Origin of the sequence: Undibacterium sp. CCC3.4 (assembly GCF_034347425.1) — a bacterium.
Lineage (GTDB): Bacteria > Pseudomonadota > Gammaproteobacteria > Burkholderiales > Burkholderiaceae_D > Undibacterium.
Genome location: NZ_CP133779.1, coordinates 3,987,842 through 4,014,225, shown reverse-complemented (window position 1 = coordinate 4,014,225; position 26,384 = coordinate 3,987,842). Strand labels below are relative to the sequence as shown.

Genomic DNA, 26,384 nt, shown 5'->3' with positions numbered 1-26,384 from the left:
GCTCGCATGGCAACTCAAAAAAAATCAAGCAAGCCCAAGGTAGAGCAAGTTCTCGACGCGGTATCGGCGTTATTGGAAGCGGGCAAGCCGCAGATGTTGGAGGGACTCGACTTCTCTGATCCAAATCGTCCGAAGTCCTGCCTGGAGGTCGACTTTCCTATTTTGCCGATCAATGAGGTTGCAGTCATTGAAGGCAACGCCGACAAGCCGATCTATCAGGTCAGCAAATATTGGGCACGCAGGTCTTCCAGCGTGTTCCGGGCGATGCTCATCGCGGCGGCATCAAAGGCACCGACATCGGAGCGTCAAGCCGGCGCGACAGTCTGGAAATCATTTTATGGAAATCACCAGGGCAATCCGGATTTCTCGAAGTTGAAGGTGGCCGATATCTTCATGGGTGGTGGCACCACGCTGGTCGAGGCCGCGAGGCTCGGAATGCAGGTGGTCGGCAATGATCTCAATCCAATGTCGTGGTTTGTGGTCAAAAGCGAGCTTGCGCAGACAACCAAGGAAGAGGTCGAAAGCCTTCTGGCTGATGTTGATGAAAAGATCGGCGCGTCTCTTCGCCCATATTTTGTCCACAGTTGCCCGAAGGGTCATAAAGGGCGTTGGATTTCCAAGCGCACCGGCGAAGATCAACCCGAAGGATTCGATCCAACTACGGTTCCCTATGAAGATCGTGGCAGCTATGGCTATTCAGGCCCAGAGTTGATCTATACATTTTGGGCTAAACACGGTCCTTGTCAGGCGGACGGGTGCGGGCATAAAACTCCGCTGATGGGCAATCCTGTTTTTGCCGTCAAGACGCTAATGGTGAAAGCGTGGCTCGACAGGACTTGCGGGTCATGCGGTGAGACCTATGACCTGGAACAGCGGGCATCGCGGATGGCTCCCGGCGAGCCTTATGTGGTTGCGGTCTCGGAAAAGCCGCATGCCGTGATGGACGGGAAAGGGCGTTACGCCTGTCCAAAATGCGGATTGGAGTCCGTTGATCACGCTGGTCGCTTGCTCGGCGAGTCCTTGTCGTTAGGCAAAGCCGAAAACAAGAAAGTGTATCTGCATTTGATGGTCGATCCAGAATGGCTCAAAGGAGCAGGATCGACTGACGCTAAGGGACAAGCGTTGGGAGGAAGTGCGACAGACACGGCTGAGGAAAATGTCAGGTGGTATCGCGAGCGCGCAAAGACGATAGCCTTCATCGAGATTCGCGCCGAGGTATTGCCTGAAACGATCACGCACCCTGGAACCGACCGGCAGATATTCACGATGATCGGAACGGCGGAGATGCGCCAGACGGCCAGTGGGATGCAGCCGCGTAAGTCTTCATTCGCATGCAAATCGCCGACCTGTGGTCGCGGATCGGATGTGCTTGATGCAGTGCGCGCAAGCCACAAGACAGGGCCAATGTCGCCTTTTGCATACCATTTGCATTGTCCTGAATGCGACGCGGACGGCGAGCCTTATTCGGGCCGCTCGTTTGTTCCTGCAAAAGATGTGTCTGCCATTGTGGCAAGCGAATTGGAATGGGCAAACCGCAAGGACGCCGACCTTGCTGGTTATTGGCCGACCGATGAGCTTTCGAATGGCTGGAAAACGCACAAATGGGGAATTCCTGACCATGGTTACACACACTACTGGAAGATGTTCAATTCCAGACAGTTACTTGTGCTTTCCCAGTTGTTGAAGACGATCGTTGAAAGTCCCGTGGGGCAGTGGGACGCGAAAGAAGCTCTGCTTGGGTCTTTCCAGCAATACATTCGGAACCAAAATCTCCTCTGTTTCTGGAACGAGAGCGCCGATAAAATGGAGCCGCATTTTTCGGGCAACAACTATTCGCTCAAGTCTCGGCCGATTGAAAACAACTTGTTTGGCAAGATTGGACGCGGCAATTGGCGCGCCTGCGCCGAAGGAGCAATTGAGGCGCTCGCCTGGCGCAAACGCCCTTGGGAGCGTGTGACAAAGACGGAGCTTCAACGGACGGCCAAAGATTTGGCCAAGGAGCTCAAGCAGGCCAAGAGTTTGAAAGTTCCGACAGGTGATGAGGTCTTGGACCGCATCACATTGACATGCGGCTCCTCAACCGATCTGCATCGAATCGGAAACGAGTCCATCGACATGGTCATCACGGACCCTCCATTTAGTGAGTTGGTCCAGTATTCCGAACTGTCGGATTTCTTTTACGTTTGGTTGGCACCGACATTGCGTAAACGCTATCCGGAAATCTTTGACAACCCCTTCACACCGAAGACTTTGGAGGCGGTGGAGAACCCATATCGCCAAGGAAAAGACGCCAAGGCTTTCTACCAGCGCATCTTGACCGAGTGCTGGCGAGAAGCGCATCGAATCATCAAGCCGGGTGGGCTGCTTGCGTTCACTTTCCACCACAGCGAGGACGGTCCTTGGGTTCAGGTTCTGGAAAGCTTGTTCTCGGCAGGTTTTTATTTGGAGGCCACCTATCCTATCCGAGGCGATGAGTCTAAGGGCGATTCGCAGTTTGGCTCGATGAAGGTCGAATACGACATCATCCATGTCTGCCGCAAGCGCGTCGATGAGCCTGAAATGATTAGCTGGGCCAAATTGCGTCGCAAGATTTCCGACGATATCCAGCAGCTCAAGGATTTGCTCGAACAGCATCAGCATGATGGATTGCCGAAGGCCGATTTGGAAGTGATCAAGCGTGGCAAGGCGTTGGAGTATTTTTCCAAGCACTACGGCAAAGTCTATGTTGAGCGTGGCCGAGAGTTCACTTTGCCGGAGGCCTTGTCAGGCATTCGCCAGCTCATTGATGATAGCGAAGGCGGCATCGTGCCGCCAGTGTTGGCGGAGCCGTATACCCGTCAGTTTTTGCGCATCTTCGATCAGATTGCCGTCGTTCCTCGCGACCAGATGATGAAGTTTCTGAGAGGCACGGGCACTGAGCTTGATGTTTTTGAAAAGCTTGGCTGGTGCGTCGAAGAAAAGAAATCGTTCCACCTTGTCTCCCCTTTGGAGTTCGCGCAGGCATGGCGGGGCAAGCCGCGCAAGGGAATGTCAGGCGATCTTGATCAGGCTCTATTCTTGATTGGCGCGTGCTATCCAGACAGCGGAATCCGTGTCGACGAAACCTTGAACAACCCGAACTTCATTCCACACCCGGCAGTGGCCGATTTGTTGGAGTGGCTGGGGACTCGCGGTGGCTTGGCGGAGATGCGTAGAGCATCCCATCTTGCGACGAAACTATTTTCCCGGTGGCTTGCTGATCACAAGAGCAAAGAGGATGACGGCAAACGGCAATTTGATATGTTTGGGGAGGCATCATGAGCAGTCCTATGGAAATCGACGTATGGCGTCGTCAAGGCCACTCGATCCTTTGGGACGCTGCGGAACTCGCTGCCCTATGTGGCGACAAGAGTCCCGTCAGCCTTCGGCAACTCTTGAGATTCAAGGCGTCCGGTTGGGCCAACGTTGACGACGTGCTGATCCGGGGCCGGGCGTTGGTTGTGGCTGGCCTTGATGGCGCCTTGGATGCATTACACCCAGACAAGGCCACAGATTGGCTTGAGCAGTCGATTTATCCGGCGATTTTGTCGTTCCAGAAGTCGGTGGCGTCGGGCGGTGGCGAGGCGGCTCTGATTTTTTGGTTTGCCGATTCGCGCCGGTTCACATATCGCCAGGCCGAGCAGGCAGCCTATTGGCATTGCAGCGGCGCGCAAGGTTCAAAGGAAATTCCCATTGGACGTTGCTTGTGGAATGGCTCTGAGCCCAACAGCCAGGAAATCAGGATGAAGGGCAATACTCCGCCGCGCTTGTCGGGTTATTACTTGCAGCGGATTTCCTGATGGCGGTAACCGTCGAGGGCGCTCCAGCGCAGATCATCCATCCCGGCCAGCGGGTAAGGCACGTCCAGTTCGGCGAGGGCGTCGTCGTATCGGTGGCGTCCGATGGCTATGTCCGCGTGTTCTTCCAAGGCGGCGAGCGCCAGGTCGCGGTCGATGCGTTGTTGCCCGCGCTGGGCAGGACTCAGCGCGTGGTGGCCAACGTAGGCCAGGGCCGCGACAGGGCTCGCAAGGCTTGGCTCGCATGGCAGGCCCATGTCCTGCCTTTGATGGAAAGCGCGGCCTCGCTCACGTCAGCCAAGATTGATCTTCTTCCTCACCAAGTCGTTTTGACCCATCGCGTGACGACCACCGCGCCGCGCCGGTTTCTGGTGGCCGACGAGGTGGGCTTGGGCAAGACCATCGAGGCCGCGCTGATCCTGCGTGAGCTGGCCAGCCGTGGCGAGTTGAAGCGGGCGTTGATGGTGGTTCCGGCAGGCCTAGTTAACAACTGGCACCGCGAGCTCAATGAGGTGTTCAACCTCAATTTCGAGGTGTTCGGCTCCGAGGGCGACGTGACGGACCGGAAATCCAACGCCTTCGCTAAGCATGATCGCCTCATCGCCAGCATCGACACCCTGAAGCGCAAGGCGCGAGTGAAGAAGCTTGAAGAAGCGCCGAAATGGGACTTGGTGGTGTTCGACGAGGCCCACCATCTGACCGCCTTCAAGTCGGGTGGTAAGGTCAAGAAGACCGAGAACTACAAACTGGCCGAATCCCTTCGCGACCACAGCCGGGATTTGCTTTTGCTGTCGGCGACTCCCCACCAAGGTGATCATTTTCGCTTTTGGATGCTGATCCAGCTACTGGATTCGACCTTGTTCAATTCTCCCGAGGAGATGGTGCGCGAGCGCCACCGGCTCAACTCGGTGGTGGTGCGCCGAACTAAGGCCGATGCGTGCAAGCCGGATGGAACCGCTTTGTTCGCTCGGCGCTGGGTCCACACCGAGTCGTTTTTGATGAATGACCGAGAGCGGCTGTTCTACTCTGGGCTCAACGAATACCTGCAAGACGGCTTCGCGCTGGCCAAGCGTCAGGGCAACAAGGGGATGGCTCTGGGCTTTGTGATGACGATCTTCCAGAAGATCGCCGCGTCCAGCTTCGCTGCGGTCGCGCGCACGCTGCGCCGCCGCCTCATAGCGTTGACGGTCCACGAATCCTTGATGCATGACGAAAACCGCGACATCGACCGCCGCGACGAATCCTTGCGTGAGGCCAAAGACCTGATCCGCTCGGAGCTCGGGCTTGGGGATGATCGCCTGGCCGACATCGAGGTCGACCGCGCCCTTGGTGACATCCAGCGCAAGATATTGAAGAAGCTCGACGAGGAGGCCATGGACATGGCTTCCAGCGTGTCCGATGAGGTCGCGCTGGCCGCCGCCGAGGATTCGGCCGTGGCCTCAGTAGCTCTCGCTTTGCCGGAAGAGCGCCTGCGTATCAAGGATTTGCTTCGCAGATTCCCCGAGGAGACCGAGACCAAAGTCCAAAAGCTGCTGATGGCGTTGGGCGCATTATGGCGCCAGGACTCGGGCGAGCGCGTGGTGATCTTCGCGACCTATTTGGGCAGCGTCGAAATGCTGGGTCAGATGATTGAGCGCGAGTATCCAGGGCAAGGCGTGGTGGTCCTCAAAGGCGGCGACCATGGCAGCAAGGCCGCCGCCGAGAAGCGGTTCAAGCAGGCGGATGGCCCGCGCGTGATGATCTGCACGGCAGCGGGGCGCGAGGGGCTCAACATGCAGCACGCTCGCGTGCTATTCAACTTCGATCTGCCGTGGAATCCGATGGATATGGAGCAGCGGATCGGGCGTATCCACCGCTATGGCCAGAAGCACACGGCCCAGGTCTACAACCTGGTGCTGTCCGACACGATCGAAGGCAAGATTTTCTTGCTGCTCGACGAGAAGCTCACTGAGATCGCTAAAACGCTTGGCAAAGTCGACGAGCACGGCGAGGTCGCCGAAGACCTGCGTTCCCAAATCTTGGGCCAGCTCTCCGAACGGCTGAGTTACGAGAGGCTCTACGCCGAGGCGTTGGGCGACCCCGAGCTCAAACGCACGCGCGTCGAGTTGGAAGCGGCGATGACCAATGCGAGCCAGGCGCAAGCTGTGGTCTTTGAATTGTTCCAGGACCTCGGCGGCTTCAATATCGACGACTACAAGCCGCTGTCGGACACGTCGGCGGGGATGGGGGCATTGGAAAGCTTCCTCAAGGCGGCCGTGGAATCCGATGGCAAGAAGTTCGCCTCTTCCGGTCACGGCGCGTGGCAAGTTATCGGCGTCGATGGCGCCACGGTCGAGGCCAATTTCGTGTCGGACCGCGACCGGGCATTGGCCGACGAGCGCCTGTCCTTGCTCGGCCTCGATCACCCATTGATCGCTGACTATCTCGATGTCCTCCGATCCACAGCGCCCGAGAGCCTTGGCCTATCGGTGAAAGGCGTGGATGGCCGCCAAGGCATCCTGTCTCTTTGGCACGTGGTCGCCACCGACGACAAGCATCGCCAGCGGTCGCTGATCATTTCGCTTGCGGTGGACGAAGAAGGAAAGAGGTCGCCGTCCATGGAAAAGTTCGCCGATCAGTTGTTCGACGCGGAACCATCCGCGCCGGCCTTGGATCGCGAGCGGGCGTCCGAGAGGCTAACAACGGTCCTTGAGCCCATGCTCCATCGTGATTTGGTTCACCGGGGGCTGGTCAAGCCGGGCCAGGCCTATGAGACCGATTTGGTCGGATGGATTGAGGTCGTCTAGCAAGGGATCGCGTGGCGAATCAATAACCTATCCAACGGATGGCCCGCGCTGCCGCCCAAGCCCCCAAGTGACCGATGACCCCCGCACGATGGCCGATACCTGCTGTCCAAGTCGCTGTTCCACCACCGGTCGCCACGGCACCAGACTGAAACCCATGCCATCGTCCAGCATCGCGAAGCGACCGCTGGCGAGCTGGACTGAGCGGCGGTAGATGCCGTCTGCGCGCTCGCCGTCGCGCAGCGGACGGTGGGCCAGTCCGGTCTCCTGCTGGATCACTTTGCCCACTGCAACCAATTCCCGGTCGCGCAAGGTAGATAGCAAGTTGCGCGCTAAAACCACGCGCGGGCCGCGCCGCTCGGCCAAGCCCTGCTCGACAAGGAAATTGATTCGGCCTTGCAATGCGTCACGCACCTTGACACCGAAGCCCCGTGGCGACAGGTCTTTCGCGTCGCCCACCATTTGATGGTCCAACCATGTTGCGCCCTGGGCGCCTACTTGCTGTTCGATCGACAGGTGCGAACGCAACTCAATAGTGCCCTCTGCGGCCCGCTGCGCATCGTGCGCTTGCGTGCGTGACAAGAAGTCAGGCGGTATGCGCCAAACGCCGTCGGCCATGCGCTCCACGGCTCCAGAGCGGCGCAGCGCTTCGAGTCGGCGCACATGGGCATCTACCGCAGTTTGTGGGTCTGCGGCACCTTCTTGTCGAAGCTGCACAAGATGGTCGGCGCTGCGGTAGAGACCTTCACGCACTATACCCGCGATGTTGCGGTCTACCGCTCGTTCCCGTTCGGCAGGCTTCACTTCCACGATGCCACCCACCGGCAGCGCGGCCAGGTCCGCGCCAACCGGCAGGCGGACATAGTGCGCGCGGCCGTCGATGCCATCCACCACCATATAGCCTCGGTCATTAAGTTCGTCGGCCAGACCCTTGGCGGCGATGCGGCCCAATACTGGCGTTGCCGGCGCAGTCTCCAGTACCAACTCCCGCTGCTCGCCCCGCAAGGCTTTGTGCATTGTGCGCAGGATGTCGCCCCGCTCGCCCATCGTGGTCAATGTCTGTTGCATGTTCGGGGATAGCCGCCAGTGGTTTGCGTCGATTCGCTCGGCCAGCTCCATCGCCTCCAACCGCTGCAACCGGGCACGCAAAACGGTTTGGTACTGTCGGTCGTTGGGCTGCTGGGTCAGGTCCACGATATCCGCGCTGGCCTGCCGCAACAGCGTCCGATCCAAACTCGTCAGCCGCTCCTGCTCGACCTCCCGTAACTGCCCCTGCCGAATATCCAGTTCGGTGCGCGGCCCCAGCCATTCGGTCGCCAGTTCGCTGGCGCGCATGCGCATACCGTGCGCCATGTAGTCCGGCGCAATCACCAGGTCTTGCCCCTTTCCTCGACCAATCCCGGCGTGCCCGCGCAGCACGATGTGCGTGTGCGGATTGTCCGTATCCCAGTGATCGACAGCCACCCAGTCCAGCCGTGTTTCCAGGTCGGTGCTCATGCGCTGCATGAACTCGCGCGTGTAACCGCGCAGGTCTTCCAGCTCTCCGGCATCCTCCACCGAGACGATGAAACGGAACTGGTGGCGATCACCCTTGCCGCGTTCCTCGAAGGCCTTGAGGTCAGCCGTGTCGGTCTCGGCGCCGTAGGCCTGGCCTCGCTCTCCATCGCGCGTCACGCCGTCGCGCTCAATGTAACGCAGGTGCGTCGATACGGAATTGGCGCCAACCTTCTTCAGCACCACAAAACGAGACTTGATGATCACGCGCCGCGCGTCGGCTCCAAGCGTGCGGCCTGCCATGCCTGAAGCCACGCGGCCCCGTCCGAAGGTCGATGCGGGACGCGCACCGCGCGCGCCCGAGGTCTTTGCACCGGCCTTCGAAACCTGCTTCAGGACTTGCGAGACAAAGCGCTGTGCGCGCTGGCCGCTTTGCGATCCATCCGGGCGTTTAGGTGCCCCCGGCTTGATGCGCAAACGGTCGTCGTCACGCGAGGCCATGGCACCAGCTCCAGCGTAGATTGGCATACCGCATCGAAGACGGCACACCGGAAACCTTGAGCCCATCCGGCTTTGCGCTCCACGACGGCACGCTGGCTGCAAGCCGCCGTGCCGTGCCAAACCCACGTGCAGACTGCCATTGCGACACGGTACGTGCCGCCCCTTTTATCTTGCCCTCCGCCTTTCCCGATCGCTGACGCGACCGGCCCCGACGGTCTGGCTGCGATTGTCTGCACGGGTGAAGCACCTCAGCCGCAGGCCGTGGTGCAAACGATGTGCAGCGAGACTGCACGAAGAGCGGTATGCAGCGCTGCACGTTCATGGCCTCTCCCATGTTCACCACGTCCATAATGGCTGCGCGCTGCCGATCACGGCGGAGACAGCTACGGGACCGAAGTACCGGCTGTCAAACGATGCCGGATTGGTTGCACTGAGCAGGAACAGCTCACCACCGTGAAGCTGCCGACATTGTTGCCATGCCGACAGTGGACGGCCACGGCCATCTGTTGCATGGACGCCAGCCACGGGTATGTCGTCGATGCGAACGATGCGCTTCTCGATGCACACCTGCTGCGGTGACATCGCGCCGATGCGCTTGAGCAGCGGGATGTGCTCGGGTAGGTAGCCACGCTGCGCAGCCAGTGCGGCGGTGTCTGCCGGAAGCTGGACGAGCACGAAGCTGCCGACGTGTAGCGATTCAGGCGGGTCGATGCGATACCAGCCAGGCGGTACGCTGTCGCTGGGGTTGTAGACGATGCGCGCCAGTGATGTGTGCAGCGACGGCCAGGCAAGCGCAGCGATGCCGAGGCTGGTGAGCAGCGCGACTACAGCGCGACGGCCGTTCATCGCATCACCTCGCCTGCGAGGTAAGCTGCATGCCGCTCGACCGTATAAGCAGGTAGTGGTAGCCGCGCAGACAGCCGGTTTCCCAACGTGCGCCAGTACGCGGGCGACACGGTCACCGGATTGATGCCAAGCGCTTCGATGGCGTCGATCTGCGGCAGGACTGACTGCACTTGCTGTTCGCCTTCGGCGTGCAGCAACAGGCGCGCACCAGGTTGGATGCCAGCGATGCGCTGCACCGCATCGAGTGGCGTGCAGGTTTGCAGCACCAGGAGCTGCCAGCGCGTCGTGCCGTAGTCGTTGGACTCCCAGCGCACGCGGCAGAACAATGCGGCAGGCAGGAACAGCGCGCAGCGCCGCCAGCGGTCCAGGCGCAGCTCACGAACTGGATGGCCGAAGCGCAGATAGAGGTTGATCCGACGTTCGACGAACGCCAGCGACACGCGCGTCAGCGGCGTGCTATTCGTGACGTTTGAAAACACGGGAAGTGGTATGGGTGGCGCGTTGCTGGCCACCTGCGGTATTGCACTCATGATTGCTTCTCCGGGAATTCATGCTCCAACAGATCACGCAGCATCTCGGCCACCGTGATGCCGCGTGTAAAGGCGTCAACCTTGATGCGGGCGCGCAGCGCCGGCGTCACGTCGATGGTCAGCCGGGCGGTATGGAGGTCGGTTTTGCCGATGTCCGCACCGTCGCCCTGACGCACCCATGCATCGGCATGCGGGTCGGCAGGCGGACGCGCACCAATGGCAACCCGTTTGCTGTTCTTCATCGCGCCATCCTCAACACTTCATCGGCGAGTGCCGCGATCTCGCGGGCAGCGATGCTCTCTGCATCGATTTCGCGGGCAAGTCGGCCAGCGGCCACGCTGTCGGCGAACACGATGCGTTGCCGAACCTCCGACAACAGCGAGGGCAGCGGTTGATCCGCGAGCGCACCGCGTGCCTCGCGTCCGATCACCGTGATGCTGACACGCCGGTTGATGACGAAGGCCGCGCGCAGCGCTGGCCGGAACACCTGCGCCTCGCGGATCAGCGACACCATCTCGGCGCTGGCCCATACGTCGTAGGGACTGGGTTGCACGGGGATCAGTACCAGGTCCGCCGCGAGCAACGCGGAGCGCGCGAGAGCGGCGATCCGGGGCGGGCCATCGATCACGATGTGATCGCAGCGCTTGGCGAGTTCTGACGCTTCCTGATGCAGTGTTTCCCTGGCCAGACCGACTGCACCGAACAACCTGGGCAAACTGTTCTGGCTACGGCGCTGTGTCCAATCGAGTGCCGAGCCTTGAGGATCGGCATCGATCAGGATCACGGCGCTGCCTTGCATTGCCAGCTCACCGGCGATGTGTGTGGCGAGGGTTGTCTTGCCGACCCCGCCTTTCTGGTTCAACAGTGCGATGATCATGATGTGCTCCCTCCTGCCCGCCGACTTGTCCACAGCGCGCGTGGGCTTCTTATCGTTAGTTTTATAGATTCAAAGTTAGAACCTAAGTTAGGAAACGCCGAAACCCGCGCTGCGCAAGGCTTTGCGACGCGTTCGCACTCCTGATAGCACGACAGCACTGCGCCTGATAGCACGAGGATTCCCACTCCCGATAGCACGAGCGTATTCACCGTTTGTCCACAGGCTTTGCACCGGCATTGAAGCTGCCACCGGGGCGCAGCGGTGCCGTGGACGGCACGGCGCGGAAGGTCAGCACCTCCGGCCCGTGCCTGGGACGCAGGACGGCGAGCGTGTAACCCGGCAAGGGTTGTCGCGCCACGATGCAACGCAGGTCGTAGGCGAAGTCGGTGAAGCGCGCCATGCTCCCGGACTTGCGGTGCAAGTGCGGGAAGTCGAAGCGCCAGCCTTCTCGCTGCCAGCCGCCGTGTTTGCGTACCAGGCGGTACAGCCAGCGCTCGATACCGCCGGTCAGGCGGAAGTAGTTGGCGTCGATAGTCAATACCAGGCTCTCTTCGAACACCCCGGCATAGAACCAGTCCGGCAGGATCAGCTCGATGCCCAGCGGCCGGCCTTGGCCGTCCGCACGTTCCTTCCATTCGTTGATCCACGAGAAGCGGTGCAGGCGCCGCGCATTGGCTTGGCGAATCGATGTGGCGACGCTGGTGGACTGCAAGCGGTCCAGCGCAGCCTTCAGGCGCTGGTAGTCGCGCAGCGACGTGCCGCGACCAATGAAGCGCAGGATCTCGTAGGGTGTGGCCGCCATGAGTCGCGACGAACGCAACCCCGCATCGCGCGCCTCGACGATCTGGCTGGCTGCCCAGATCAGGATGTCGGCATCCCAAATTGTCGCCAGGCCATGTTCGGCCGTGCCTTCGACCCGCACGGTCACGCTGTTGGTGCGGAAGTCGATCGGCACCGTGCGCTTGGTCTTTGCCAGCGAAAAGAATGGGTAGGCCATCAGGTCTTGCGCGTCGCGTGCCGGTAGCTCGCCGGAGAAGGCATGGAACAGTTCGAGTTGTTCGCGCTGCGGATCGTGACTGGGGTGCCCGATGGCCATTGGTGACGGTGTCCATCGCCGGTCACCGAGCGCCAGGACGGCGCGCAGTGTGTTGTTCGGCGTATTCGGGATCGGACGTCATCTCAAAGCTGCGTGCATCGGCCCAGGTTTCGAGGTCGATGACGGCGTACATCACGCGCCGGCCAAACTTGCGAAAGCGCGGTCCGCCGCCAATGACGCGCTGTTTTTCCAGCGTGCGCGGCGACAGCCGCAGGAATTCGGCGGCTTCGTTGTTGGTCAGGTAACGCGCCGGCTGCTGGGCGGCGGTGGGTGTGGCTGCGGGTAGGTGCTGCGGCGGTAGCGGTTCGGGTCTCATGGCATGTGCCTCCATCGGTCAGGATCGCCGACGAAGCAATCGCCGCCGGATGGAAGCAGTCTCGGGAAAGTCAGGCGTGTTGTGCAGGGACGTTTTGCGCCGCCGCGCGAACGTCCCTGCGCGGTCTTGCCGAATTAGAGTAGGCGGTGGTATCCACCATCCATGAGCGTTTGCCCGCGCCGGATCATGCGGCGGACCTGGGCGCGCAGATCGCCGTCGTCGTACCAGCGCTCCGTAACGGCGGCGATGCCGAACAACACTTCGGCCACGCCGCGCTGCGAAGCGCCGGCCAGCGTGCCGTCGAGCGCCTGCAGGGTGCGCATGTGGAGCATTGACGCGCGGCCTGGTCGGCCGGTGGTGATCGCAACGGGTTGCACCTTTGCGGTGTCAAGCAACGCCAGCTCGGCTTCGATGGCGCGCCAGCGCTCGGAGAGCTTGCAACCGGCGCGCACGGCATAGGCGTAAGCCATGCCGTCTTCCAGCGCGGGAGATATCGCCATGCGCAGCATGCGATTGACGATTTGGGTGGTCAGCACCAGGCGCTTGCCGTCGTGCATCAGGTGTTTGCGGCCGGGGAGGCACCAGAGCTGGAACAGCAGCGCATCGGCCGTGGGATCGGCATCAGGATAGACCTGGACTACCGAGGACGGATCAGGAAACCAATCGGGGTACGCGTCGCGTGCATCGCGCGCGGGATCTTCCAGCAGGCGCAAGCCCCAGTGAAGAGCATCGTGTTGCGGTCGTCGTCGGTGGCGTTGCCAGGCGCGCCGGTATTCCGGGTTGCGCCGCAGGTATTCCCAAGCCAGCGCGGGGCCGTCCAGGTGCAGGACATACAGGTATGCCGCACTGGGATGCCACTGAATAGTGCTCGACTCTGCCATGGCGCAAACTCCTCTCGGGTAGAAGGAACTTAATCGCCATGGGAATACGGCGGGCAAGACCACGTCGGTCTTCGACCGCTACGAGTCAACAAGGTTTGCAATTGAAGTAAGGTCGCCAGCAACGGGCCGAGTATTCGCACCGCACCCAGCGCAATCCACACGCCTGTCGAGTTTGCTCAAAATAGCCCGCTTGGGCGATTCAATCTGTGCGGTGCCGCACTCAGTGCAGGTCTTTCTGGCTGAGCAATGCCGCATCGCGCTGGCAAGCAAGGACGATCAGTCGTTGACCGATCCGTCGGCCTGAGCCAGTTGGGCGTACTCAGAAAGTCGCCGCCGTGGCGTGAAATGCAAATCGCGTACAACGGCGAGGTTCTGTGGCCCGCGAATGCCTTCCAGGACGGACAAGCGCACATGGCCGAGTTCCGGCGCACCTATACCGAGGTCGATCAGGCCGAAAGCGGTGTCGCCGTCGGCGGGACTGAGTTCGGTCAAGAGCCAGGTCGCATGCGCGTCCAGGGTGAACAGCTTGACAACCGGCAGCGGGTCGCGCTTCTCGCCGCGCGCGGCGGCGGCGCCGTTGTCTAGCAGTTGAACACGGTGATCGTCGGTGATGAGTGGTTTCATGGTCGCTGGGCGCAAGTGGTTACGTTCAACGGAACATTAGTTTTGCGCAAACGCGCCGATGCGTCAAAGTTTGAATGGTCAAGTGTGCTTCTGCGTCACATTGCCATAGCGGATTCCACCGAATCCGTGGGCACACGTATTGGCAATTACGTCAGTACGGAAACCATGATTTCCGTAGATGCGGTTTTCAGAATAGGCACGCCCGCCACAAGTTCAAGCAGGAAAACCATAAATGAGCACCAATCCAGGCCCGGAGGGGAAAATAGGCAACTAAAGAGCGCTGCCTGGCGGCAGCGCCCGTGTGACGGCTACGTCACGATACGCTCCGCGCGGCGCGCTTCTTGCGCATAGGCACTGATTGCCTTCGTGGCAACGAAGTGCAGATCCCGCTCAATCGGAAGACCAAGACGGCCGCGCACTGATTGCAACTCGGCCAGACTCACATAGCCCAGCTCCGGGAAGCCTTGCCCCAGGTCGCAGAGTCCGAAGGCATGGTCGTGGTCGTCCGGGTCGATCTCGGTGAGCAGCCAGGTCGCACCCGCGTCTGGGGTGAACAACTTGACGACGGGCGGTGGGTCGAAGGCTTCGTTGTCGAGGGACTGCTGGCCGTTGGCCAGCAATTGCGCACGCAGTGTTTCGGTGATGAGGTTCATGATTGCAACTCCTTGAATGGACGCTCCCGATCGGAGCGCTGCGTGTCTGGCGCACGCGCATAGCGCGGCCGTCACACCGGTTGACGGGCGTGCGGCGTGCGCCAAGCTGCGCTGCCTGTCCGGTCGGTGATGCGGCCATGCACGACAAGAGTGGCGCCGTCATGAAGCGCCGCAACGCTGCGATGAACAGCGTCGGCATCAGACCAGGTTCGATGGTGCAGGAGTACAGGAGGTCTTGCAGGCCGATCAGGCGCGGCCTGTTCGGCGCATTGCGAGGGGTGCCAAGCACAGCGCGGCGGGGATGGGCGTCAAGCCGATCCCTGGAGGGCAAGCGTAGCGCGCAGCGCCATCCAGCGAGGAGGCGTCAGCGATGGAAGCCGAAGGGGCGAGACGCCATCGGCGGCTTGATGCGCAGCACGACAGCGTGGCCCGGCATCGCCGGGGACGCACGAAGGCCTTCAATGTCCAAACTCATGAAAACGTACAACCGGTTTTACGCCTCTCCGTAAAACTACAGAACCGACAACCCGTAGAAGCGGCTTTGTGCTCAAGCACGAATACGGAAGTGCGGTTCCACGCAATTCCGTACTTCGTCAATCAGCGATTCAGTGCATGAAATGACACGGCCCGTGCTATGAGGCGCGAGCCGCTGACGGTGAACGCAAAAACGCGCCCCGCTGCAAGAACGGGGCGCTAAGGGCGATGATCAGTCGCCCTTGCTGCGCGACCAGATCAGGTTGTGCGCGCCGACCTCGCCTTCGACCAGGCGGGCATAGATGGTCGCCGGGAACGACGGGTCATCCAGGGTTGCCGACAGGTAGGGCCGCTCCGCCTTGCTGACTTTCTTCCACGCCGCGCCGATCTCGAAGTTGCCGGCGACGATGCGGTAGTCCGGGGCGTTGTCGCTCTCCTTGGTGTTGGGAACGAATTTGACCTTGACGTTGAGCGTCAGGGTGCGAACCGTGCCGGTGAAGCTGTCGTTTTGTGCGGTAAAGATGCCGATGTTTGCCATGATGATTTCCTTTCGGTGAATCAAGGTCGCGCCCATCGCGGCCTTGTCGGTGATCCAAAGGGCGAGGTACGGGCGGGCTGCACCGCAAAGCGGCCGCAACAGCGTGGAGGACCGGGAGGCGCGGCGATTTTGTTGCGCGAGGAAGGCACACCGTGCCGGGGAAAATCGTTGCGCCGGACGGTTGCAGCCATGAAGCCCGAGGCGTAGCCGCTGCCGCGCCAGGATTCACGACAAGTCAAGGCCGCCGTTGGGTGCGATCCTCACCGGAAGGCAGCATGGCTCCGGCATCTCAGCACAGGCGCTGCGCCGCCACGCACCCATTCATCATCAAGGTCATTTCCGAATCACCAAGGGTGAACGCTCCTCACGCATTGGCGCGGGCTTGATCGATTGCGGTGGGGATGGTTCTGGGCATGGTGGACGGCCTGTCTGTGACCCGCCGTCGTTTCTGGCGACGCTGCCCGGCAGCGTCGGGGGCGGTGCGTCATTGTGCAAGCGGGCGCAGCAAAAGCTGTCGCACTCCGGCGTCCCGCCTGTGCGGCGGGGCGCGTTTTTGGGAATTGGTTGGGGCTGTCGGCTTATTCGCTTACTTATTCGCTTGCTGACTCGTCCGTCTCAGCATCCGGGAGCGTTTCTGCTGGTGCCTCCTGTACCGCTGCCCGCAACATCACCGGCAGCCAACCCGTGCCCACCGCCAGCCGTTCCGCTTCGCTGGCCAAGTCGTTTTTCTTGAGTTTGGCCAGCCGCGCCGCATGCTCTGGCGCAAATACCTGCACCGCCTCGATGGCTTTGGCCTTTGACACATGGGCGAAGTAGCCGTCGGCGGTCGGTGTCCACCACGGATGCATGTCAAGGCCCACCGCCTGCGCCAGTGCGAATGCAGGCAATTTGTCTTCGTGTGGCGTGACCGCGCCCACCGTCGTAGCCACGCACACCGCCAGCAACGACAGCAGTTCCGGCTGAGGCAACGCCAGCAGTTCCGCGAACAGTGCGTCCGAGTCACTGGGTAGCCGTGCCGCCCACGCCTGCCGTACTTCCCGCAAACCGATCAGGGCGGGCGACTGCGCCACGTCTGGCGCGAACGTATCGAGTCCATCCTGCGGCGAAGCGCTGATGTTGATCGGCGAATCGTCCGAGCGGTAGCCATCGACCACCACGCGCAGCGCGAGGCGATGCACCACGGCCACCAGCGCCACTTGCGGATGGCGGGCGACTTCCGCTTGCAGCGCCGCCGTGCGGTGTGCGCTCAAGCGCCGCGCCAGCTTCTCGGAAATGTTCGGCGTGGTCGGTTGCAGTGCCTCGCCTTCGCTATCACCACCAGCCTGTATGCCTTGCCGTTCCTGCGCCCGCAATGCCTTGGCCTCGGCCTCGCGCAACAGGCCGCGATGGATGATGATTTCGCCCGTATGATCGACAGCCACGATAGCCCCGGCCATCGTCAGCACCTCGGGCGAAAACACCAACAGCGATTGCTCGATGATGTCAAGTTCCGCGCCAAGCTTGTCGCTTTCCTCGTAGAGAGGCGCGGCTTCTTCCTCCGCGATGTCCTCGGCATCGTCGGCATTCAGCTTGTCGTCGATGGCCTGTTGCCGCGATTGCAGCTTGGCGATGCGCTTGGCCTCGCTCTTGTTCGGCGTGCGCCGGTCACGGCGGGCACGCTGGAACCCGTGCAGTTCCGCCGATGTGATGCGCGGCACCGTTTCGACCCATGCCCAACCCTCCGCACGGGCACTGTCCGCAGCGGCTGCAAGTTTGTCTCGCGCCAAGGTGTCCAGCAATGCCGCATCGGAGAGGAACACGCCCCGTGTGTCGTCCGAGAACAGGTCGCGCCGAACACCGCCGCCTGCGGCCTCGTAGGTTTCGATGCCAACGAAGCGCGCCAGCGCATCGCGCGTGGCGTCGATCTCGCGTTCGGTCAGGTGCTCCCGTAGCGCCTGTGCGCTACGCTGCCACTGCGGCGCGTCATAGAACGCCGCCTCCTGTGCGCTGTGGTCGTCCGTGATGGCGAGCGCCATCAACTGGTCGAGCGTGACAGTATCGGCGCGATAGTCGATCAGCAGGCGCGGTGAGACATTTGCCAGTTTCAAACGGCGCTGCACCACTAATGGGGTCACGCCAAAGTCTGCGGCAATATCCTCGATGGGTCGACCTTCCGCGATCAGGTCGGCGAATGCCTCGAACTGGTCGGCGGGGTGCATGGCTTCGCGCTGCACGTTCTCGGTCAGGCTGGCGGTGCGGGCCGAGGCATCGGCCACCAGCAGGCAAGGCACCGCGTAATCTTTGGCAATGCGCCGCTTCTTCGCCAGCAGTTTCAATGCAGCGAGGCGACGGCCACCGGCCACCACTTCGTAATGTGCGCCATCGCTGGCAAGCGTCACGGTCAGGTTTTGTAGCAGGCCTACGCGCTGGATGCTTGCGGCCAGTTCGGTAATGGAAGCGCCCAAGGTCTTGCGCACATTGCGCTTGGATGGGCGAAGCTGCGACAGCGGCACCAGCAGCATGTTTTGCGAGGGTGTAGCGGCTTCAAGGGCTTCGACTTCTTGATGGGTAATGGTGTTCATGGTGATAGCTCCTGTCCCTTGTCGGGATGAAAGAAAACAAAAAATGGAAGAACAAAACTCGGTGTCGATTCACGGTGTCGGTATCTGCATGCGCGTTCTCCTGTGGTTTCAAAGCTGACCGGATTCCAAGATTCGGAGCCCGGTGTTGGCTTTGGTTGGTTCGGCGCAGAGACCTGGGTCGGTCCCTGTTTGCCGCCGTCTTTCCTGAGTTCATCGCCCGCGAAAAACCGGGCCAGCGGGGGGCTGGTTGTCAAGGAAGAAGCGCAGGGTTGGTGCGGCCCGCAGCGTAGCGAGGACTCGGACCTGCGCGCCTTGACTGCCAGGCACTGCGGGCTACGGTCGCGGGAAAAAGCGATGAACTAGGGGAAAGACGAAGAGCGGCCGATGGGCCAGGGGCTGCGCTGAATCCAACGCCGCGCGGCAAGCGCCACTGCGTGCCGAAGGCACGCCTGGATGGATGGCTGTTGGTCGATCAGGTGCAACCTGTTCGGCGGCATTGCAGGGGCGCCAAACAGAGTGCGGCGGGGATGGGCTGCATAGCCGATCCCCTGGAGGGCAAACGCAGTGCGCAGGCGTCAGCCGACCACAGGGAGGGAACGATGAAAGCCCGAGAGGGGCGAGACGCTATGGCGGCTCGATGCCACGCACGACAGCGCGGCCCGGCTATGCCGGGAGACGCAACGACAATTCAGGCAGGATTGCCGAACTATTTAATGCGAAGCATCTGGCACCTATCGGCGGGTTCCCATGCTAACGATGGCGAATATCTACAGCCATCGAGTGGTCGCGTAGCGACCGCCGCCGTGCGCCCAGACGGAACGGATGGGCGCGCGGCGGCCTGACCGCCCGCCGTTGCCCCGTGTGCCTCCAATGTCGAGGGGGCATTGCGTCCCCTCGTTGATTCAGCCGGTCAAGCCTTGAGCCGCTTCATGCCTTCGGCCAGCATCCACAAAGCCCGGTTGATCTTGACGTTCTGGTCAATGCCTTGAATAGGCCGGGTGCTGTGCTTGCGCCCAGTGGCGGTGCGTCCATGCAATCCGCCTTGCGTCAAATTCTCCTGCACGCGGTTATATGCACTCCACAAATCGGGCCGGTCGTCATCGCGGCGGCGCGGCGTCAATAGCTGCGATTCGGTGATGGGTGCGGGCGTGGTCGGGTCATCGTACTTGAGGGACAGCGCCGCATGGGCAAACACTTCGGCCTCGCCTCGGTCCAGCGTAATGGCGCGCATTTCGTCGCGGCGTTCGCGCACAAGGTCGAAACCGTCCAGCACGTCATACGCGCCTTCGATCACTTGCCCGACCACATCGCCTTTATGCGGAATGCGCAGATCGGCCACGGTGTCGCCGCACACCAAGCCGTTTTTGCAGACGAAGCGGAACATGCCCGCCAACATTTGATAGCTGCTGGTGCCATCGTGCGAGTTCAACAAAATGATTTCGTTGGCCTCCGCGCCATTGATCTGGTCGGCATGGCGCAGTCGCACCATGTGCTTGGTGTGCTCGCGCTTGCCTTCATCGCGTACACGGGTCTGGCACACCATAAAGGGTTGGAATCCTTCCTTGCGCAATTCGGACAACACCGCGCCTGTCGCTATGTAGCTGTAACGGTCTGAGCGGCTTTCGTGCTTGTCGTCGGCAAAGATGGACGGGGCCACGCTGCGGATTTGGTCATCCGACAGCGGATGATCGGCGCGCAGCATGGGGGAGCGGGAAGCGAAACGGGAACTGAGTTGCATGGTCTTTCTCCTGTGATTGAAGCTGTGGTTTCAAAGCTGACCGGATTCCAAGATTCGGAGCCCGTTGTGGCTTTGGTTGGTTCGGCGCAGAGACCTGGGCCGGTCCCTGTTTGCCGCCGTCTTTCCTGAGTTCATCGCCCGCGAAAAACCGGGCCTGCGAGGGCATGGCCGTCAAGGAAGAAGCGCAGGGTTGGTGCGGCCCGCAGTGCAGCGAGGACTCGGCCCTGCGCGCCTTGACGGCCAGGCACCGCAGGCTAAGGTCGCGGGAGAAAGCGATGAACTTGGGGAAAGACGAACAGCGGTCGATGGGCCAGGGGATGCGCTGAAACCAACGCCGCGCGGCGAGCGCCCCTGCGTGCAGCAAGCACGCCTGACTGGAAGTGGGCAAAGCGCGTGGCGCGCAATCGACGTTGTGTGCTGGCCGATCAGGCGCAGCCTGTTCGGCGGTCCTGTGGGGCGCCAAGCCTGCGCGGCGGGGTGGGCGTCAGCCGACCCCTGGAGGCAAGCGTAGCGCGCAGCCTTTACTGGATGTCAGGGACGCAGCAAAAAAAGGGGGCAACGCCCCCTCGGGCTACAACAGCCCGCGTTCCGCCATAGACAGGATGTCGCCACCAGCGACGATCAAGTGATCCAGCACGCGCACGTCCACCAGCGCCAGTGCCGACTTCAGCGCCTGCGTGAGCGTCTCGTCGGCGCGCGACGGTTGGGTTGAACCGCTCGGATGGTTATGCACCAGCAATAACGCAGCGCTGTTTCTGGCCAGGGATTCCTTGACCACCTCGCGCGGATACACCGATGTCTGGCTCACCGTGCCGCGAAACATCTCGACGTATTCGATGACACGGTTCTGTGCATCCAGATGGATGACGGCGAACACCTCGTGCTCCAGTGCCCCCAGCTTCACCCGCAGGAAGTCGCGCACCACCTGCGGCGAGTTCAGGACTTCGCAGTCGCGCATTTGTCCTGCGAGTACACGCTGCGCAGCCTGCAACACCTCGTCGGCATTGGCAGGACGGTAGTCGCCTGTGACATCGCGAACGAGAAGGGAAGAATCGAGAGAATGAGTAAGTTGCGACATGATCGTGCTCCAGTCCGAATCGGGCGGAATTGCCTGGAACCGGAGGAACACGCCGCAGCGCAAGCAGTCAGGGGTCGCAGACGGCCGCATGGACGCCAGCGTGCAGGGCACGCGCAGCCCTTGACGGCGAGAACGGCGTGGTACATTGAAGGGAACAGCAAGACCACCCCACACACTCCACCGCCTTTACGGCAAGCGGCGCGCGCAGGCCCAAGGGCCGGAGGCGTCAGGGATCAATGCCGAATGGCCGTGACTCGGCACGAGGCGCGGGGCAACGCCCGCGAGCCCGACGGCGGCAACGCCGGGACGCCCGGCATCGCTCAACAAAATTCACTGCACAGTAAATATTGCTGTTTGGTCGAATATCGATACGGACGAATTAAAACGGCAAATCGTCGTCGGGTGCCACGATCGTTATCGGCGTAGTCGCGTGTTTCGTTCTGGCTTCGATTGATTTGATGAAGCGAATCGAACTGGCAACGTGGTTGAAGATGAGCAGGCTTTCCTCGTAGTTGAGGATTGGGTTGTCATGGGCCAGGCTCTTGTTGTTGCGAACGTCACTGAAGGCTTCGAGCACAGAAATGCTGGATTTCAGGATGCGCTCGGTCATCACCGATTCAAGGTGACCTGCGTCGCGTAGGCGTTTCACATATTCGCCGAAAATGCTGTGCAAGGCTTTGTCGCGGTTGACTTCAACGCCGCGCTGCTCGCACAGTGTGCGCACGTATTTGATGACGAACGTGTGCAGCCGATCCAGAGCCGCTTCGGGCTGGTTTTTCTCGATGGCTTCGCGCACATGTTGAGCAACCGTTTCAAAGTCGCGCTCGTCGACCGTGGCGGTCAGTGCATCCAGTTCGGCGACGGGTGTGTCGCGCATCATACGGCTGGCGATTTTCCAGCAATCGTCGGTCAGTTCGGTCAATCCCGGCTCGTCGCCCAAACAGTTCTCAGCCTGACCGTACAAGATCAGCGCTTGGATTACTTTGCCGACCAGGTGGTTGCCTTCGACCTTCCAGAATCCGCGCATACGGTTGGCTTTGGAAGTACCACGCTCGCGGTAGACAGCGGTATCGATGTCACGGCGCGTGTGTTCCTCGAAAAACTCGCTGAATGTGCGATCGGTGAAATTGAGCACGTAGCCGCCACCCATGCGAAATAGCCGTTCGAGTTTGCGATGTTCTATGGAAGACAAATCGGCCATGGTGCATCCCTTTGGTGAGTAGGTAACCGGTCGGCCGCCGACCTTCGGCAAGTTGGCGGCGCGAACGACGCGCAGCGCCGAACGGACGTTTAGGCACGACCGCCAACGAAAAGCCAAAACGAGAATCGGATGAAGACGGAACCTTCAAAAATTCCATCCCACAACTCTGAGCGAGACAGAGCGCTGAGCGCGCCGATTTCAGGCATCAGCATCCTCCTCGTCCATGCTGCGCCCCTCCTCAAGCTGGCGTTCGATCGCGTGGGCAGCGTAGTCCCGGAGGTCTCGGTAGAGCTCGAATGTCGCGTCGCTCTTTGCAAGGTGCGCCAGACGCTGCTCCGCCATCTGCTTGAGTTCGAGATCAGCATCGAACGGCTTGCCGGGTGCCCCCGAACGGACTCCACTCACGCTGGCCGCGAAGATCGCTGAGGAAAGATCCTTATGCGCCTTGCGGCTAATGCCACGCGCAGCCTTCAGCGTTCGTGCTGCGAATCCCTCATTGGCATGGATGAAGCGAGGGCCGGCATCGCGAAGAATTGCAGTAACGACCTTCAAGTGCTCGGCGGAGCCACCGGTGAACCAGTCCTCCATGGTCGCGACGCACACCGCACCGTACGGACTGCAGAGCGACTGCATGAGTTCGGCGAAGCGGTAGCTGAACGTGTAGTCACCGATCCGGGCGAGCGCCCAGTCGAGCAGGCCGCGAAGGAGCGCCGGCCCCTCAGATAGGGACATGAGGTTGAGCGCATCCCGGTCATGAAGGACACCACCAAGGGGTTGCTTTTGCCAATCGTCGGAGGCTATCGCATCGTCGATGCGCGCCATAGCCAATTCGAGGACCAAGCCCGGTGCCCGTCGAATAACCTTCTTCAGGAACGCGTTGACCCAGTGATCGTCTAGGCGAGATGCGTGGCGCAGACCGCCGATCAGTCTTTGCAACTGGTCGTCGCGGATCAGATCGAACGGAATCGTCTCTTCGTGAACAATCCACATGAAGAAGTCGCGCGCGTAGCGCAGTGCGTTTTCCATGTCGACACTTGCCAGGAGCTCGATTGCCAGCCGCTTGTCTGTCCGCGCTACCTCGTGCGCGATGCGCGGCGCGCACCAGAGGACCGCCCCTTCGCGGCTGGCGAAGACACGTTTCAGCGCGACAAGGTCGAGCTCAGAATACGGGGCGATATTGGACGCGAACAGATAGCCCTCCGCAACCATCTGAAGCTGCGAGTCGCTCTTCGCGAGTAACTCCTCGATCAATGCAGACACTTCCTCACGGGCGCTAGTCAGCAGGACTCCCAGGGCTCGCCCAACGTGCGGAGAGAGCTGAGAACTTTCGCCACGCAGATACGCTTGCACGAGATGCCGGGCAAGCGATAGGTTCGATTGCAGCAGGCGACCGAGGAAGAGTTGGGCGGGCCCGTAGTTCGGGGAGCCGGTCGCGCGGGTGATGTCCTCCAAGCGGTCATGCAGGAATTGCGCGAGTCGGGTCGGCTCAGGGTACTGCGCTCCAAGTTCGAGGCAGAGCGCGTCGATGTCCGCGTCGTGTTGCGGGCGGCCGGTGTTCTCTTCCATCGGCCACGTATTCGTACCCCAGGCGTCCATGAACGCGCGGATCGTGCGCGTGACGAGGTCGCGACTGAGGCGAGCGAGAATCCGTCGCGCCGGCGCCTGGGTACGCGCGGGACCGTAGAACGCGTGCCAATGAACTGACTCCGCGACCCTGAGCAGGATTGTTGCGGGCACGTCTGCTGTGCCGAGCAGCGTATCGATCCTTTCGAGCGTTTCGAGGAATTCGTCGCCCCAGGGGTCAGCGATGCCGGGCTGAGCGGCGATAGGCCCGCGGAGGGCATCGGCGAGATGCTGTGCGGCCAGAAAGGCGCGGCGCTGATTCGTATGTGAGAGGCTTGAGAGTAGCTCGGCGATGATCCGCTGCCGCACTTGTTTGACCCTCTCGCGCTGGACCGCGTACGTCGAGATCGTGATTTCGCGGCTCGTGGCAGCGGACGTGAAGCGACCTTCGGTCGCGAGGGCGCCTTTGAGCACGTCGAATGGCGTGTACGGTCCGTTCCAGCTCTCCGGGTAGTCGAGGAGCGATAGCGCGAAATCGACAACGCCCTCGACGAATTCGGCCGGTTTCCGAGGCTCCGGCGTCGCAAGCTCTATCAGGAGTCGAATCGCGTGGTTCGGATGCTGGTGCGTCGGTCGTGCATCGTGTTGCCCGGCTTCCCAGAGCAGCGAGCATGCATCGGCGAGGTAGTTGATATGGTACGTCGCGCCATGGGCGATGCGACACACGTCCTCGTCCTGCCCATGCCCGCCGTCAATCAGTCGTCGAGCGAAGGCGAGGGCTTGTCGAGGCTGGAAGTACGCCGCCGCAGCTGCAGATTTTACCTGTGCATGCACGTAGTCGTCTTCCCATGCGAGCAGCGACCACAGCCCGTCGAGTAGCGTGCTCGCAGATGCGTCTCCTTCGTTCCGCCGCCAGTCGAGCCGCCCGAGGTTCAGCAGTACATGCTCCTTGTGCTCGGGTATGGATGCGGCGAAGACCTTCTCGGCGTGGCCGTTCGAAGCACCGCTTGCCGTGATGCACGCCGATTCGATGATCGAGTCGGCCAGCAGATCGGGTGACAGCCGGTATTTAGCGCCCCGTTTGAAGAGCACCCCAGCATCGACAAGGAGTCGCACCAAGCGTGACGCATCGGGGGCCTCGATCCCCTCGATGTTCGCGAGCAGTTCCAGCACGTGCTTGTCGTCAGGGACAACGGGCTGGATGAGCGCCAGCACGCGAAGGATCGCATGCACGCGCTCTTGGTCTTTCCCCTGCGCGATTCCCTGCGCGATGACTTTCTCGTAATGCTTCAACACCGTCGTTCGGAAGACCTCATTCGAGCCGAACAGCTCCGGGTGCAGTCCTTCGGTGGCGACGATCTGCGCGCCGACTACGACGGCCAGCGGACTGTCGTACGCCACGGCCGCGATCTCTTTGGCGGACTCGATCGGCGCCCCGTTCTTGGAGAGCACCTGGGTAGCTAAGGCGATCCCGTCCTGCTTCGTTGGCTTGCCCAGTGTGATCGACCTGGTCAGGTTTCCCGTCAGTCCGTAGCGCGCCAGTTCGCGCTGTACGACATCGGTCCAATACGACCGATAGACCAGAAGTAAACGCGCCTGGGAGCGACTGTCGGCTGCGTAGCGAATGAGTTGGACCAAATCACTGCGGTCATGAACGTCATCGACAACGAGCAGCTTCTCGCCAGCCCCCAAATCCTCAAGGCTCTTCGCCGTGATTTCCTCCGTGGGCGAGGCTACGACCACGCGAACGCCCGGGTACTGCGAAGCGAACGCTTCAAGGGCAGTACGCAGCACCCGTGACTTCCCTTCACCTGCACGGCCGATCAGACTCACCGCAAGTACGCTGGGATCTGCGAAGGCGTGCGCGAGCCCATCGAGTTCCGTTCTGCGGCCTACGAGTTCCCAGCGCTGATTGAAAACACGACCTTCCACGAGCTGCGGCGCGAAGAACGCCTCTACCGTTTGCCACGGCCCTGCGGCCAGCTCGCCCGTCAGCGCGAAGCGCTGCGTCGGGAAGTAGATGTCGGCGATGCGCACCTGCTCGCGCTTCGGCAGGGTGCGGAAGACCCGTGTGATGTCGACTTGGTCCCAGAGGTCCCATCCACGCACGCGTTTGATTTCGCCGCGCGCGTCGGGACTGGCGACGCGGGAGAGGAGGAGGTGCTTCTTCTTCGCGGCGATCGTCTGGTCCTTGATCGCCTTCTTAACCTTCTCGGGGCCGAACTCCGCTACGCGCTTGCATTGGTACGTGTGCAGGTCGCCGTTGGCGAACTGCGCCTCAATGTCGATGCCGTACTGCTTGTGGCCCGTCTTTCCCGCCAAGTGTACGTCCGCTGTTCCTTGGTGGTGGGTCGCGAGAAGATCGAGGCAGAAGTATTCGAAGCTGTCGGGCAGCAGGCTTGGGAGCGGAAGCAGCCGATCGAAAGACACCGTCGTCACCTCAGGGGCATACCCTGCGGCGTTCGTCAGTTCCGTTACGTCAACCTTGAGCACCGCAGCGAGCTTTGACAGCTCATTGGTGCGGGGCCGGGAAGTTCCCGCTTCCCAGCGGCTAACGGTTTGCTGGGACATGCCGAGGTGATGAGCGAGCTCGGCCTGCGTTGCTATGCCTATGGCCATCCTCAGATCGCACATCCGCTTGCCTAGCGCTTCGTATTTAGGAAGTTTCATTTTCAATACTCACTTTGTGTGTATGACATGTGCAACACATTATATGAGTACGGAATTTTTGTCAATGATCGTCGTAAAGCTGCTCCTGATGTCATGCTGTAAGTCATCTTCAGCATGAGCGCCCAGCGCTCGCAGCCATTTCTAT

19 protein-coding genes are annotated in these 26,384 nt (G+C 61.3%); 3 read left to right on the top strand and 16 right to left on the bottom strand.

Going from position 1 to position 26,384, the window contains the following annotated elements; genetic code table 11:
- The first annotated feature begins 6 nt into the window (after positions 1 to 6).
- Genes RHM61_RS17770 through RHM61_RS17760 form a run of 3 tightly spaced genes read left to right on the top strand, consistent with a single transcriptional unit; the run spans position 7 to position 6,601 of the window.
- Positions 7 to 3,300 (top strand): DUF1156 domain-containing protein, encoded by a 3,294-nt coding sequence (locus tag RHM61_RS17770; protein ID WP_322248648.1) that lies wholly within the window; start codon positions 7 to 9, stop codon positions 3,298 to 3,300.
- An 8-nt stretch (positions 3,301 to 3,308) separates the two neighbouring features.
- Positions 3,309 to 3,818 (top strand): hypothetical protein, encoded by a 510-nt coding sequence (locus tag RHM61_RS17765; RefSeq protein WP_322248647.1) that lies wholly within the window; start codon positions 3,309 to 3,311, stop codon positions 3,816 to 3,818.
- Positions 3,818 to 6,601 (top strand): DEAD/DEAH box helicase, encoded by a 2,784-nt coding sequence (locus RHM61_RS17760; RefSeq protein WP_322248646.1) that lies wholly within the window; start codon positions 3,818 to 3,820, stop codon positions 6,599 to 6,601. Before RHM61_RS17765 ends, RHM61_RS17760 begins: the two co-directional genes overlap by 1 nt.
- Positions 6,602 to 6,628: 27 nt before the next feature.
- On the opposite strand, the gene RHM61_RS17755 is transcribed toward RHM61_RS17760, so the two are convergent.
- The 16 genes from RHM61_RS17755 to RHM61_RS17680 all read right to left on the bottom strand — a co-directional run bounded on the left by RHM61_RS17755 (position 6,629) and on the right by RHM61_RS17680 (position 26,239).
- Positions 6,629 to 8,593, bottom strand: a complete 1,965-nt coding sequence (locus RHM61_RS17755; RefSeq protein ID WP_322248644.1) for a DUF3363 domain-containing protein — start codon at positions 8,591 to 8,593, stop codon at positions 6,629 to 6,631.
- A 336-nt stretch (positions 8,594 to 8,929) separates the two neighbouring features.
- The gene (locus RHM61_RS17750; RefSeq protein WP_322248643.1) at positions 8,930 to 9,439 is read right to left on the bottom strand and encodes a S26 family signal peptidase; all 510 of its coding nucleotides are present in this window, start codon (positions 9,437 to 9,439) and stop codon (positions 8,930 to 8,932) included.
- A complete protein-coding gene (locus RHM61_RS17745) occupies positions 9,436 to 9,969 on the bottom strand; it encodes a DUF2840 domain-containing protein (RefSeq protein WP_322248641.1) in 534 nt (177 codons plus the stop codon). The genes RHM61_RS17750 and RHM61_RS17745 overlap by 4 nt, the downstream gene beginning before the upstream one ends.
- A complete protein-coding gene (locus RHM61_RS17740) occupies positions 9,966 to 10,211 on the bottom strand; it encodes a chromosome partitioning protein ParB (RefSeq protein WP_322248640.1) in 246 nt (81 codons plus the stop codon). The genes RHM61_RS17745 and RHM61_RS17740 overlap by 4 nt, the downstream gene beginning before the upstream one ends.
- Positions 10,208 to 10,846, bottom strand: coding sequence for a ParA family partition ATPase (gene parA, locus RHM61_RS17735; protein WP_322248639.1), 639 nt, complete (start codon positions 10,844 to 10,846; stop codon positions 10,208 to 10,210). The genes RHM61_RS17740 and parA overlap by 4 nt, the downstream gene beginning before the upstream one ends.
- Positions 10,847 to 11,051: 205 nt before the next feature.
- Positions 11,052 to 11,942 (bottom strand): replication initiator protein A, encoded by an 891-nt coding sequence (locus RHM61_RS17730; RefSeq protein ID WP_322248638.1) that lies wholly within the window; start codon positions 11,940 to 11,942, stop codon positions 11,052 to 11,054.
- 22 nt (positions 11,943 to 11,964) lie between these two features.
- Positions 11,965 to 12,258 (bottom strand): helix-turn-helix domain-containing protein, encoded by a 294-nt coding sequence (locus RHM61_RS17725; RefSeq protein WP_322248637.1) that lies wholly within the window; start codon positions 12,256 to 12,258, stop codon positions 11,965 to 11,967.
- A 134-nt stretch (positions 12,259 to 12,392) separates the two neighbouring features.
- Complete coding sequence (locus tag RHM61_RS17720; RefSeq protein WP_322248636.1) at positions 12,393 to 13,139, bottom strand: DUF7011 domain-containing protein; 747 nt, start codon at positions 13,137 to 13,139, stop codon at positions 12,393 to 12,395.
- Between the two features lie 276 nt (positions 13,140 to 13,415).
- Positions 13,416 to 13,763 (bottom strand): DUF2958 domain-containing protein, encoded by a 348-nt coding sequence (locus RHM61_RS17715; protein ID WP_322248635.1) that lies wholly within the window; start codon positions 13,761 to 13,763, stop codon positions 13,416 to 13,418.
- A 308-nt stretch (positions 13,764 to 14,071) separates the two neighbouring features.
- On the bottom strand, positions 14,072 to 14,416 hold the full coding sequence (locus tag RHM61_RS17710; protein WP_322248634.1) for a DUF2958 domain-containing protein: 345 nt from the start codon (positions 14,414 to 14,416) through the stop codon (positions 14,072 to 14,074).
- Positions 14,417 to 15,122: 706 nt separating this feature from the next.
- On the bottom strand, positions 15,123 to 15,428 hold the full coding sequence (locus RHM61_RS17705; RefSeq protein WP_322125617.1) for a DUF736 domain-containing protein: 306 nt from the start codon (positions 15,426 to 15,428) through the stop codon (positions 15,123 to 15,125).
- Between the two features lie 590 nt (positions 15,429 to 16,018).
- Entirely contained in the window at positions 16,019 to 17,989 is a 1,971-nt protein-coding gene (locus RHM61_RS17700; protein WP_322248633.1) for a ParB/RepB/Spo0J family partition protein, read from the bottom strand.
- 910 nt (positions 17,990 to 18,899) lie between these two features.
- The gene (locus tag RHM61_RS17695) at positions 18,900 to 19,727 is read right to left on the bottom strand and encodes a DUF932 domain-containing protein (RefSeq protein ID WP_322248632.1); all 828 of its coding nucleotides are present in this window, start codon (positions 19,725 to 19,727) and stop codon (positions 18,900 to 18,902) included.
- A gap of 571 nt (positions 19,728 to 20,298) precedes the next feature.
- Positions 20,299 to 20,805 carry a RadC family protein gene (gene radC, locus RHM61_RS17690; protein ID WP_322248631.1) on the bottom strand — a complete coding sequence of 169 codons (507 nt, stop codon included), beginning with the start codon at positions 20,803 to 20,805 and terminating at the stop codon, positions 20,299 to 20,301.
- A gap of 379 nt (positions 20,806 to 21,184) precedes the next feature.
- On the bottom strand, positions 21,185 to 22,006 hold the full coding sequence (locus RHM61_RS17685) for an abortive infection family protein (protein WP_322118373.1): 822 nt from the start codon (positions 22,004 to 22,006) through the stop codon (positions 21,185 to 21,187).
- A gap of 198 nt (positions 22,007 to 22,204) precedes the next feature.
- Positions 22,205 to 26,239 carry a helix-turn-helix domain-containing protein gene (locus RHM61_RS17680; protein WP_322248630.1) on the bottom strand — a complete coding sequence of 1,345 codons (4,035 nt, stop codon included), beginning with the start codon at positions 26,237 to 26,239 and terminating at the stop codon, positions 22,205 to 22,207.
- Positions 26,240 to 26,384 lie beyond the last annotated feature (145 nt).